The organism is Cryobacterium sp. Sr3, from assembly GCF_004402835.1.
Lineage (GTDB): Bacteria > Actinomycetota > Actinomycetes > Actinomycetales > Microbacteriaceae > Cryobacterium > Cryobacterium sandaracinum.
Genome location: NZ_SOFA01000010.1, coordinates 48,430 through 60,236 on the forward strand (window position 1 = coordinate 48,430; position 11,807 = coordinate 60,236).

The 11,807-nt window shown below is 62.9% G+C and carries 11 protein-coding genes; 4 read left to right on the top strand and 7 right to left on the bottom strand.

All coding sequences use genetic code 11. The features are described from left to right. Nucleotides 1–25: 25 nt before the first annotated feature. Nucleotides 26–736 (bottom strand): hypothetical protein, encoded by a 711-nt coding sequence (locus E3N94_RS03355; protein ID WP_134569796.1) that lies wholly within the window; start codon nucleotides 734–736, stop codon nucleotides 26–28. A 210-nt stretch (nucleotides 737–946) separates the two neighbouring features. On the opposite strand from E3N94_RS03355, the gene E3N94_RS03360 reads away from it, so the two are divergent. Further along, nucleotides 947–2,008: a hypothetical protein gene (locus E3N94_RS03360; RefSeq protein WP_134569797.1), complete on the top strand. Its 1,062-nt coding sequence runs from the start codon at nucleotides 947–949 to the stop codon at nucleotides 2,006–2,008. 103 nt (nucleotides 2,009–2,111) lie between these two features. On the opposite strand, the gene E3N94_RS03365 is transcribed toward E3N94_RS03360, so the two are convergent. The 4 genes from E3N94_RS03365 to E3N94_RS03380 all read right to left on the bottom strand — a co-directional run bounded on the left by E3N94_RS03365 (nucleotide 2,112) and on the right by E3N94_RS03380 (nucleotide 5,542). Further along, nucleotides 2,112–2,525 carry a hypothetical protein gene (locus tag E3N94_RS03365; protein ID WP_134569798.1) on the bottom strand — a complete coding sequence of 138 codons (414 nt, stop codon included), beginning with the start codon at nucleotides 2,523–2,525 and terminating at the stop codon, nucleotides 2,112–2,114. Continuing rightward, on the bottom strand, nucleotides 2,522–3,445 hold the full coding sequence (locus tag E3N94_RS03370; protein ID WP_104170602.1) for a ParA family protein: 924 nt from the start codon (nucleotides 3,443–3,445) through the stop codon (nucleotides 2,522–2,524). The genes E3N94_RS03365 and E3N94_RS03370 overlap by 4 nt, the downstream gene beginning before the upstream one ends. 367 nt (nucleotides 3,446–3,812) lie before the next feature. After that, nucleotides 3,813–4,232, bottom strand: a complete 420-nt coding sequence (locus E3N94_RS03375; protein WP_134569799.1) for a DUF3846 domain-containing protein — start codon at nucleotides 4,230–4,232, stop codon at nucleotides 3,813–3,815. A gap of 374 nt (nucleotides 4,233–4,606) precedes the next feature. Beyond that, nucleotides 4,607–5,542 (bottom strand): DUF3560 domain-containing protein, encoded by a 936-nt coding sequence (locus tag E3N94_RS03380; protein WP_134569800.1) that lies wholly within the window; start codon nucleotides 5,540–5,542, stop codon nucleotides 4,607–4,609. A 563-nt stretch (nucleotides 5,543–6,105) separates the two neighbouring features. Between E3N94_RS03380 and E3N94_RS03385 the strand changes: the two genes are divergently transcribed. The 3 genes from E3N94_RS03385 (at nucleotide 6,106) to E3N94_RS03395 (ending at nucleotide 10,128) form a co-directional block, all read left to right on the top strand. After that, a complete protein-coding gene (locus E3N94_RS03385) occupies nucleotides 6,106–7,434 on the top strand; it encodes a M20 family metallopeptidase (RefSeq protein WP_134569801.1) in 1,329 nt (442 codons plus the stop codon). An 87-nt stretch (nucleotides 7,435–7,521) separates the two neighbouring features. Further along, the gene (locus tag E3N94_RS03390; RefSeq protein WP_134569802.1) at nucleotides 7,522–9,093 is read left to right on the top strand and encodes an AbgT family transporter; all 1,572 of its coding nucleotides are present in this window, start codon (nucleotides 7,522–7,524) and stop codon (nucleotides 9,091–9,093) included. Nucleotides 9,094–9,165: 72 nt separating this feature from the next. After that, nucleotides 9,166–10,128 carry an alpha-L-glutamate ligase gene (locus tag E3N94_RS03395; protein ID WP_134569803.1) on the top strand — a complete coding sequence of 321 codons (963 nt, stop codon included), beginning with the start codon at nucleotides 9,166–9,168 and terminating at the stop codon, nucleotides 10,126–10,128. Nucleotides 10,129–10,551: 423 nt separating this feature from the next. On the opposite strand, the gene E3N94_RS03400 is transcribed toward E3N94_RS03395, so the two are convergent. Together E3N94_RS03400 and E3N94_RS03405 are read right to left on the bottom strand one after the other, a co-directional pair. After that, entirely contained in the window at nucleotides 10,552–10,845 is a 294-nt protein-coding gene (locus E3N94_RS03400; RefSeq protein WP_134569804.1) for an antibiotic biosynthesis monooxygenase, read from the bottom strand. Nucleotides 10,846–11,082: 237 nt separating this feature from the next. Further along, a complete protein-coding gene (locus tag E3N94_RS03405; protein WP_134569805.1) occupies nucleotides 11,083–11,676 on the bottom strand; it encodes a class I SAM-dependent methyltransferase in 594 nt (197 codons plus the stop codon). Nucleotides 11,677–11,807 lie beyond the last annotated feature (131 nt).

An 11,807-nucleotide genomic window follows, 5' to 3' on the forward strand; every position in this document is an offset into this window, starting at 1 on the left:
CCGAGAGACCGGCCGATGCCACGCACTACGCCTGCGGATTCCGCCCGCTGAGCCATGCTACGTCGTTGGCTTCAACGTTCCTAACGGGCGTCGGCTTGATGGGATGATTCCATGCTTCACCCAATTGGTATCGGAACCGGGAGAAGACCCCCCGCATGACCTCCCACCGGGTGAGAGACATCTCTTCGGGGGAAGCGATTCGTTGATGGTAAACAATCATCGAACTGTGGATCAGCTCGCCGGCGAACCACTCCGGCCCGAGTTTCCTGTCTATCCAGGCTGTGAACTTTTCGGATATCTCGCTAATTTCGGCGCGCGTCTGATGGACCTCGTACTCGAGGCTGTCCCCCTCAAGATCGCTGTTCACGACATCCATCACAAGGCCGATGCACCGAGAAAGGCGTGTTCGCACCCACGAGTCCACAGCCCTATCTGACTTCTGCGGAATCCAAGTCACGCGATCTTGAAAGCGGTTGAAGGGACGCAACGACTCGTTCGATATCGGCGTTTGCCGGGCCGCCATGTCCTCCAAGAGATCGCAGAGGTCCATGAGGTCACGTGAGTACTGCTCAAGGAGCACCCGCTTGTCTTTGATGGCCTCTTTTGAGGCTCTGCGCCGCTCCGAGCCCCGCGTGAGGATCCAAGTCAGCATTCCGGTCAGGATTACGATTCCAGCTTGGACGACGCTGGTGAACAGTACGTCCCAGCCGTTGACAGCGTTTCCCCATTCGAGCATGGCCCGAGCCTAGCGAGGTCGACCACTGCAACTGATGCCCGATAGGGGATCGTCCAGCGGGCGTGTGCAGCCGAGTAAGAGCATTTGTGCAGACGACCTCGGAAAATGACAGCGGCGGGTTCCACGCTCTCCGAGACGAGGGGCAGTTTCGTATTTTCGTTATCGTTATTTCATTATAACGTATTGCGTTACCAGTGGTACGATATCGATATGAGCATTCCTGAGATCACCGACGTGCGCACCTGCGGTTTCCCCGGCTGCGAGGAGCCCGTGGACGCCACGGCCGGTGTGGGCCGGCCCGCCGGCTACTGCGTCGACCCCGCTCACAACCGCGCCGCTGCGTGGCGGGCCCGCCGCGCCGAGTCCGGCCGGGTCGAGCGCACCGCCGAGGACGCCAAACTCCCCGTTGATGCGGCACGGCAGCGGGCGAGCGTGCTGCGGTCCCAGGTCGCCGGCATGGTCGAGCACCTGCAGCAGCAGCTGGTGGTCCTTGTCGACGAGCTCCGCACCGTCGCGGACCCGGACGCGGCCGAAGCGCAGATCGAGGCAGTCACCTCTGACGCGGCCGAGCAGGTCGCTACGGCGGCCGCCCGCGCCAACCGTGCCGAGACCGCTACCCGCAAGGCCGAGGCCGAGCGCGCCGAAGCCGACGCGGCAGCCGAGGAATCAGCTGCCCTGGTCGACGAGCTCCGCACGGCCCTGGGCGCGCTCGAGCAGCGAGCCGCCACCCTCGAGAGCGACCTGGTCGCTGCGGGCGAGGACAATGCACGGGCGACCGCCGAGATCACCGCCCTCACAGACCAGGTGGCCGCTCTGAGCATCGAGAACGCGGCCACGACCGTACAGCTCACCGAGGCCCGGGAGCTCGTCGCGGCGGCCACAACGGCCAAGGACGAGGCGCTGACGGCCGCGCGCGACGCGGTCGCGCAGGCCGCCGCCGCGGCCGGCCGCGCGGAGCGGGCCGAGACGGATGCTGCGAGTACCCGGGACCTGCTCGATCAGGCCCGGACGGAGCGCGAGAGCGCGCGGGCGGAAGCGCTCGTGCTCACCGGGCGCCTGGCCACAGTCAGCAGTGAACGAGACAGTGCCACGGCCGAGGCGGGCAGGGAGCGCTCCTACGCCGAGCAGCGCGTCACCGACGTGCGGGCCGCCCTCGAGCAGCAACTCACCCAGCTGCGCGCCGACCTGGACCAGGCACGCACCAGTGAACGCGAACAGCGTACCCGCGCCGACCGCGCCGGAGCACAGGCGCCACGCCCCAAGCAGAAGTAGAACGCCGGCCCACTCCCCCGCGTCTCGTCAGCAAGCGTTCTGGGGTGTTCCTGTCCGTCGGCGGTGCCGTCTCTCGCGCCGGGCTACGGGTGGGGAGACCCCGCTAGCTCAGTGGTCGTCCAGCGGGGAGGGGCGAGCTGTCACCCTGGTATCTCTCCCCTGCGTTGTGTGAGAATTCACGACGTTCGACCTCTGCCAAGATGGCTCGCTCCACGAAGTCTGACCAGCTCTTGTCGCCGTCTAGGTGGCTCGTCGCCCGGTACGTTGCGCGGGCCCGATCGCGTGTGGCTACTGACAGATAGGTGGTCATCCGCGCAGTCGTGTCGACCACAACGGTTGCCGACTTCTTGGCTGGTGTGCGCGTGGGTTTTGCAGCGGGAGAGGCAACGGTTTTGGGCTGCTCACTGGTTTCCGGTTTTGGTTCAGGGCGGTTTCGGGCCTGGAGCCGGCTCAGGTCATGAGCCCCGGCGCGTGGCGTGAGGCCGCCGATCTGTCGGTTGGGGGTTTCGTCGCTCATGCGAGGGCCTCCTGGTTCTCTGCGGCTGTAATCCTGGCCACGACTTCTTGGGTGATTGCCTGCAGGTCGTCAGCGACCGACGATGCTGTGCGTGGTGCAAATGTTTGTGCCTGCGCGTCACCCCGCCGGATCTCGTACCACTTCGGCCCCTTGCGGACTTGTGCGTCGAGTTCATGCACCAAAAGACCCCGTTCTCGGGTGGCCTGGGCCGTCGCCTCGCTGTGGCGAACCGTGGCAGTGAAGACGACGTTGTTGTCGGCATTGAAGAGCTCTGCGATGTGTTCGCGTGCCTCGCGCTGGACGACGTGGGCAGAGGTCCCGACGTCTACCAGGACCACGCCGAGGAGGTCGAGGGTGGGGTTTACTCCGAGGACCGCGTCGAGTCGCGCTGCGACGGCACCAAGTCCTTTGCGGCTTGATTTATCACTTTTGACGGGGACGAGTGCCCATCGCGCGGCCGCAACGGCCGCTGTCTGGAGCGTTTCATCGCCTGGTGGGCAGTCGATGAGGATCATGTCGTAGTCGCCCGCAATGGGCTCCAGCAGATGAGCGACGGCTAGCTTGGCCCCATCGGGGTCCTTGTTCGCTTTGGCAGCGAGACCGGCCGTGGCCTGGTCGAGGGCCGGACCTCCAGCGAATACGTCAAGGTTTGGTCGAACTTCGCGAATGGGGGCCGCTCCCCCACCGAACATGAGTGCCTGAGCCAGTGCGCGGCCGGTGTCGTCCCGGTCGTCGTCCGTGTATCCGAGATCCTCGGCCAGGTTGCCCTGGGGGTCGAGATCTACCAGGAGTACGCGGTAGCCGTTGTTAGCGAGCATGCCGCCGATGTTGGCGGTGAGTGTGGTCTTGAGGACGCCACCCTTGCCGTTGATGACGGCGATGACCCGTTCCAACGCGGTGCGATTGAGTGCCGGAGGCATACGTTCTCGTTTCTCTTGTCGTCATTAGTGACATTACAGCTAATGCTGTCATTAATGGCATAAGCATCATTACTGCTTATGCTGTCTTTACTGCTTATGCTGACTTTACTGCTTTCACTGTCTTTACAGGTATTAATTGTATTAGTGCTATTACCTACAATGCCAGCATTACTGACAATAGCAGCATTACAAGCGATGACAGCTGCCAGTCCAGCTCTCCCGAGCCTTGCGGCGTGCTTGGGCGGTGAGTACAGGCGCTTCGAAGTCGCTCGACGCTGCGGAGGCTTCCATATCCGCGCCCGGTGGGGGAGTGTGAGGGGGACACCCCTCACCGGCCGGCCCGCCCGGGGCCAGCCGGTGCTTGCGGCTAGATGTTGCGGAGCATGCTCACCACGGTGGGGAACGGCGACAGGCTCTCCACGAGGGCGTCGACGGTCCCGGCGTCGGGCTTCTGCGCGAAAGACTTCTGGATTCGGGCGAGCTGGGCGTCGGTGAGGCCGACGGTTTCGCCGTCTCGGGTGACGCTGACGGCGATGGCGGTGCCGAAGATGACCGTGCGGGAGCCAAGTCGGTGGGCGAGCACGGTCGCGGGCAGGTTCAGGGTTGACCCGTTGATGAGGCCTTCATCATCGACGAAGAGGTCGATGTCGTCCTCCAGGCCGACGACGTCGAACATCCGGCAACCGATGGCGGCGACGATGTCCGCCCCGATGCTGGCCTCGTTCACGTCCAGGGTGGTGATGGTTTCGGTCGGGTTGATCTTGACGCTGCGAATGCTGGTGGTCATGGGGTTCTCTCTCCAGGGTTGGTGAGGGGCGCGGGGTCCCGAGCTCTCTCGTGAGCAGTGGTTGTGTTGTCGTCCACCGTTTTTCTGCCCTTGGTGGCAAGAGAAATCGATTGAGAGCGGGAGTGCCGGAGTGCCCGCACTCTCGTGCGAAATAAGGGAGCCTGCGACCGCGTGCGAGAGTGCGGGTGACGCAGGCACGGAGCGAACTACGATGATTGGCCACCAAGGGAAGAAATGTTTTGAAAGAGTCAGGCCGGCGCAGCCGGCTCCGTGTGGGTCCGGCCTCCAGGCCGGATTCACCTGGTGGGGGAGTGTGAGGGGGCAACATCCCCCTCACGGCGGCCGGCCCCTCGGCGGGCCGGCCTACGCGGCAGTTATTCGGGCCGCTGGTGCTGCTGGATCTCCGCATACGGGGCGGTATCGGTCCACGTGTAACCGGTGCTGACGCTCACGGTTTTGGGGTTGGCGCGGACGACTTCGCGCCACTGGCCGCGGATCTTCACCCGGTCACCCTTCTTGACGGTGCTGCGGTCGTAGCCGGTGGCCGTGCCGATCTCGATCTGGGCGGCGCGCACGGCTTCCCAGTACGCGATCTGGTCGCGCTTTTCGGCGAGGTTGGGTGCGAGGTGGTCTGCTCGGGCCTGCTTCTGGGCGTCGGTGGCGTCGACGTAGCCGTATGCGTCGTCGTAGCGCGGGGCGATGACGCGTCGTTTTAACTTGCGCAGCTCCGCCCCCAGAGTGTCGATGCGGTTGGCCACGGTGACGGGCCGGTAGCGGGCGTCGGTGGTGTGGGTGGCCGCGTCAGCTCGCGCCTGGGCGTGGGTGGCGTCGGCGCTGGCTTCAACTGATTTACGCATGGCACTATCCACTTTGGTGATCGCGTTGCGGTGGCGTCCTTCGGAGTGGTGGCCAATCTTGATTGGTTCTCCTCCTTCGGGCAGGCGGTCCAGCGCTGTCCGGGCGCGGGTCCACGCGTCGTCGCTTGCGGCGCTCTTGCGGTCGGCCTTCGCGGCCAGGGCGTCGACCCGGTCGGCCTGACGTCCGATCTTTCCGGCCTCGACCTCGGAGGTCGTGCGGTGCTCGTGGTCGATGTCGGTTTCGACCTCGAATCCGGCCGCTTCCAAGGCCTCCTGGGTGCGGGTGATGGTGTGGAGCTGGGGGAGGCGGTCGCGGGACTGGGGGACGAACCAGGCGCTGATGCTGCGCCCCCAACGCCAACCAACGGTCTTGAGGACGTCGGCGGTTCCGTCGCCTTTACTGGTGCCGTCGATCCTGGTTCCGGCGGCGTGGCTGTGGGTGATGGTGAGCATGGTTTCTGTTTCCTCGATTAGGCGAAGCTGTCGGCGTAGCGGGTCGCGGTGCAGGTTTCTGCGGGCTGGGTATCTACGGCCCCTTCCGAGGTGCATCCGCTGCAGGCGCACCCGTCCGCGTAGCGCTCCCTCGGGTAGGTGTTTTCGTACCGGTAGTCGGACTCAGCCATGGGTTCTCTTTCTTCGTGAACAACTGTTTTTTTGGCCTGTCTGGCAAGAGAAATCGAGAGCGACCGGGAGTGCCGAAGTGCCTGCAGTGCCGGGCGAAATAAGCCCGCAGGGCGCGTCCGGCAATGCGGGTGACGCAGGCACGCAAGGGAGCTACGATGATTGGCCAGATAGGACAAAAATACTCAACAATCAGTGCCGCGCAGCGGCTCCATATCGCTTGTGACGGCTTCGCCGTCGCACTTTTGGAAGTGATATCACCGTGATATTCCGCTAGGGGAGTGCGAGGGGGATTCCTCACTGCCAAGTGCGATGCTGACCCAGCACAGGTTCTGGAGATGACGGCGCAGGTCAGGGCGGCCCTAGGAGGTAATCTTCCTATCTAGGGTGGATATATGAGCTCTTCGTTAGTGCCGAGCACCACGTATCTGCAGAAGCTTCAGGCCGAAACGGCCCGCAGGATACAGAGCTATGAGTCGGTGCCGTCGCCGTTCTCCGGGGCCCCGGAGGAGCTTGCAAGCGCCGTCGACGCCCAGGTAGAGGCGCTCGCCCGGGACCTGAACGACGTTGTTCACACCCTGCACGCCGACCCGGAGACCGCCTTCGCCGAGCATCGAAGCGCCGCTTATCTGGTGGAGCTGCTCGGTCGCCACGGGATAAGCGCACAGCTCGGCGTGCACGGGGTAGACACCGCAATTCGTGCCGAGATCGGGTCGGACTGCGGCCCGGCAATCGCGATTCTCAGCGAGTACGACGCCTTGCCCGACGTGGGGCACGGTTGCGGGCACAACGTGATCGCCGCCGCCGGCGTCGGCGCCTTCCTCGCGTTGGCTAACACGCTCAAGGAGAATCCCGACGCATTCAGAGGCCGGGTGGTGTTCCTCGGTACTCCCGCCGAGGAAGGTTTCTCCGGCAAAGAAGTGATGGCCAGGCACGGCGCCTTCGACGGCCTCGACGCCGCGATCATGGTGCACCCCTATGGCTACGACCTCGCCGACCAGGTGTGGCTCGGCCGCCGCGTGCTAACCGTGACGTTCACGGGCGTCGCGGCGCACGCATCCGCTCAACCTTTTATGGGACGCAACGCTCTCGACGCCGCAACCCTGGCGTACCAGGCCGTTGGCCTGTTGCGTCAACAGTTACCGCCGGTAGACCGCGTGCACGCCGTAATCAGTGAGGGGGGAACACGGCCGAGCATCATTCCAGAGCGCGCGGTACTCAAGCTCTACGCCCGATCCAAGTTTGCGGACACGCTCAAAGACCTCAGCGTGCGGCTGGACGACATCGCGCGCGGCGCAGCATTGATGACTGGAACGAGTGTCGAGATCGACTGGGACGAGCACGCCCCCACCCTTCCGGTGCGCACGAACGGTGTGCTCACCGGTCGCTGGGTCGCCGCCCAGCAGCGCCGTGGGCGCCAGCCACTCCCGCTTAGCGTGGTGTCGGAAACCATCGCAGCGTCCACCGACTTCGGCAACGTAAGCCATCGCATCCCCGGTATTCACCCACTAATCAAGATTGCGGCACCAGACGTTGCCCTGCACACCCGCGAATTCGCGGCGGCCGCCGCAACGGATGCCGCGGAGTCAGGCGCCCTCGACGGTGCCTGCGGGCTCGCCCTCACCGCCCTTGATTTTCTCTGCGACGCCGGATTGCGCCGCAGCATGGCTCAAGAGTTCGCGGAGCAGGGCGGCGCGATCGATGTGCCGCACTTCTTCGACTGATTCCTAACTCCGTTTCCTGTCTGACAGCGCACGATCTAACTCCTGACACACCGATCGTTTTGTTCGATCCGACGCAAGGTAGGCTCCATGTCTTCAGCACAGTCCCTCACCCGGCGCACCGTCGTGATCGATCGTGTTCTCGGTGGAATCGAACGCGTCGGTAACAAGCTGCCCGACCCGTTCATGCTCTTCCTTCTGCTGTTCGCAATCACGGCGGTGGCGTCGACCGCGATGGCCTGGGCGAACGTCACGGTGCAGTTGCCCGGAACCGACGAGATCACGGTGATCACGGGTTTCTTCACCGCCGAAGGGCTCACCTGGTTCACCCAGAACATTGGGGTCAACTACTTGGGTTTTCCGCCGTTGGCGACAGTGCTACCCATCCTGCTCGCGGTCGGTGTTGCCGAGAAGTCCGGCCTGCTCGCCGCGCTGATCCGTAAGGCCTTCGGCTCGGCACCACGCTGGTCGCTGCCCTACGCCGTGGCGTTCGTGGGAGTCGTAGGGTCGATCATGTCTGATGCGGCCTTTGTGGTCATCCCACCGCTTGCCGCCCTGGTTTTTAAGGCTGCTGGCCGGCACCCCGTGGCCGGGCTGCTCGGCGGGTTTGCTGCCGTGGGCGCCGGCTACTCAACCTCGCTGTTCGTAACGAGCCTCGACGCGCTGTTCGCCGGGATCACCACGTCGGTCACAGAGAACCTGCCCAACGCCGGTTCCGTCGTGACCCCGGTATCGAACTACTTCTTCAACGTGGTCTCCGCGCTCGTACTCATCGCACTCGCCGGCTTCATCATCGACAAAATCCTGGAACCGCGTTTGGGGCGGCAGCAGATTGCGCGCGACGAGATCACTGACGACGACGTGTTGGTTCCCTCCGTGATGAACACGCGGCTCACGCACACCGAGAACCGCGGCCTGTTCTGGTCGTTCGTGGCCGGCATCGTGGTCGCCGGAGTGATTCTGGTTGGCGTGCTCCTGCCGGAATCCTCCTGGCGAAACGAAGACGGCGAGTTTCTGCCGCGCTCACCCCTGTTGAGTTCGATCGTGTTCATCGTTTTCGTTATGTTCGTGATTCCAGGACTGGTGTACGGCAAGATCACCGGAACCATCGCCAGGGGCAGCGACGTGCCTCGCGTGATGGGGCAGGCCATCAAGGACATGAGCGGATTTCTCGTGCTTGCATTCATCCTCGGCCAGTTCGTCGCCCTGTTTAATTTCTCCGGAATCGGAAGCTGGCTCGCCGTTGCAGGAGCCGGGGGCCTTGAGTCCATCGGCCTCACCGGATATCCGGCCGTCGTCGCCTTCGTACTACTTGCCTCGCTGCTAAACCTCTTCATCATTTCGGGTTCGGCCATGTGGACGCTGATGGCCGCCGTGTTCGTGCCGCTGTTCGTATTACTTGGCTACGAACCTGCATTCATCCAGGGTGCGTTCCGGGTGGGAGATTCGGCCACCCAGGTACTCACACCCCTCAACCCGTACATGATCGTGCTACTTACCATGCTGCGTAGGTACGAGCCACAGGCGGGCCTTGGCACCGTGATCGCCCGTATGCTGCCCTTCGCAGTCACGTTCTGGATCGCCTGGGTAGCCGTGCTGAGCGTCTTCTACTTCTTCGACCTACCGATGGGCCCGGGCAACGGCATCATGATCCCGCAGTAGTAACTGCGCAAGACCGGAGGAATACCCCGCACGGGGGCCTCCTTAAGTTCAGTGCAACCCGAAGGGATTTTTATGACTTCCAGCCAAACCACGATCTATGCCCTGCACGAGAACCCTGAATGGTTTCCGCCATTCGCCCGGGCCTTTGAAGCAGAGGGTATGGAGGTGAAGGAATGGCTGCTCACCAACGGCGTTCTCGACCTGGATTCGGTACCGCCGGAGGGAATCTTCTGGTCGCGCATCAGCGCATCCGCTCACACACGCGACCACGGAAAGTCGAAAGACTACGCGCGCGCCGTGTTGGCCTGGCTCGAGGCCCACGGCCGCCGCACGGTGAATGGCCGGCGCGTTCTCGAGCTCGAGATGAGCAAGGTCGAGCAGCTCGTTGCACTCAAGGCCGCCGGCATCGACACCCCTCGCACCGTGGCCGCGGTGGGCCGTGAGCAAATTCTCGATGCCGCACACGACTTTCCCACCCCGTTTATGACCAAGCACAACCAAGGCGGCAAGGGCCTCGGCGTTCGCAAGTTCACGAGTCACGAAGAGCTCGCCGCATACGTTGCCTCTTCCGAGTTCGAGGAGCCGCAAGATGGCATCACACTCATTCAGGAATATATCCAGGCTGCGGAACCGTTCATCACCCGGGTTGAGATCGTGGGCGGCGAGTTCATCTACGCCGTCAAAGCCGACACCGCACGCGGCGGCTTCCAGCTGTGCCCAGCGGATGCCTGCGCCATCGACCCGATCACGCGCGAGCTGATCATGCCTCCCGGCGCCACCATCGCACCCATAGCCGGTCAGCAACTGTTCAGCCTGCGCGAAGACTTCGACCACTCGATTATCGAGAAATACCTCAAGTTCGCGCGCCGCACCGGGTTGGAAGTCTGCGGCATCGAGTTCATCGAAGCCGAAGATGGCCGAGTGCTCACCTACGACGTGAACACCAATACGAACTACAACGCGGTCGTTGAGGCCGAAGCCCCTCGTTCGGCTCCACGTGCCCTGGCTCGGTACCTCAAAAAGCTCGCAGCCTGAAATACGTGGCGCCGACCCCAGTACCAGCTCACGAAACGGATAAAACTCTCGTTGGTCCGCGGTGGATAGCCGTGGAGGCTGGTACCACCGATGCAGCGTTGGGATGAAGATACCGACATCTTTTGCGACGCCGGCGAGAGGGATCTATTGGCGAAGAATTTCTTCGCCGGAGAAGTACGCAGACTTTTACGACTCAGTCGGGAAGTACTGGTTGCCCTCAACCAGGATGGTCGTATCCGACTTTGCCACCACGACATCATTTCAAACTGCGTGATACATGGCCGACTGAGCGTTGTGTGCGGGCTGACCCGCAACTGCGCCGAGTGTAGGCGGCTTACCTGGCACAGTTCCCTAACCGGGAACACATCACGGCGCACAACCAGGGACATGAGCATGATCTCGGGCATGCGCCATAGTGCCCGGTCAGATGTCGCTGGCGATCTCAAACATGGAGATTTGGGGGGTACTGGTCAGCAATGAGCCCAGGTCGGTCGCACCCGCACCCGCACGCCAGTGACGATATGCCGCGTCAGCGTCGGCCGACGCCCACCGCTCCAGCAAGATCATGTGGGCGGGATCATCGCAATCAAGCAACACATCAACACCCAGACACCCCTCAAATGCACGGGTTCCGACCAAAATGTCTCGCAGCATGGCCTCCGCCCCGAGAACGGCCTCTGGTTTTAGGCGAAGGTCAAGAAGAACTGTCAGGGCCATGAAAACTCCAATTCATATCAGGGACACCTCGTCCAGTGCGGGCTCTCACCGCTCGAACCTGCCCGACTGCTGGTGGACCTTGAACACCCGCGCGCCCGGAAGTCTGAGACGCCACTCGGCGATCACATCCTAATCGGCGAACGACTCCATGCAATCTGGGGTCAACTCACGACCGGACGACGTCTGGTCGCGGTCGATGGGACCTGCCTGGACCTGCCTGACACGCGTCCACTCATTTCAGGTGGACAACGCAAGCTTGCGTGCAGTGAATCGCATCACTCGACCGCCAAAGGTGTACCTCAGCCCGTTAGCATCGAGTCTGACTTGTCCGAGAACAGGTTCGAAAGCCCCGCGTTCGATGAGCCGATGTGGAGAGCGATCGGTCAGATGCACCCACGAAGCGGCTCGAGAAGCAGTGAGGTCATAACCGGTGAAAATGCCGCCCGGCCGGAGCACACGTGCGACCTCTGCGATTGCCTTCTCCCAGTCGACAACGTGGTGCAGCATCAGGAAACTTACAACGAAATCAAAAGTTTCGTCATCGAAGGGAAGCTGTGTGACGTCGGCTTGTCGCGCCGCTGCGTGTGGATACTTTGCAAGACGTTTTCGTGCGACGCCAACCATCACGGGGTCATAATCGGTCGTCGTCAGGCGCAGTGACGGATTTGCCCGCGCTAACCTGTCGGCCGTCGCACCACTACCCCCTCCGATCTCAAGAACGTCACCGGTGAACGAAACACCCTGTGTCGCCCACAAGACGACTCGGCCCGCCGCAAGACGCCAAGGTCCACTGCGGCAGAACGCACCTTCAAGAGCAGACATTGTCGGCATGACCACCAGCCTCCCTGACGCACACTATTGCACCGTTACGTCCTCACTGAAGTTATCAAATGCCTTACCGTCCGGATCAACGGCCCAACAGTCTATGAAGACCACACCGAAACAAAACGAGCCGCCACAAC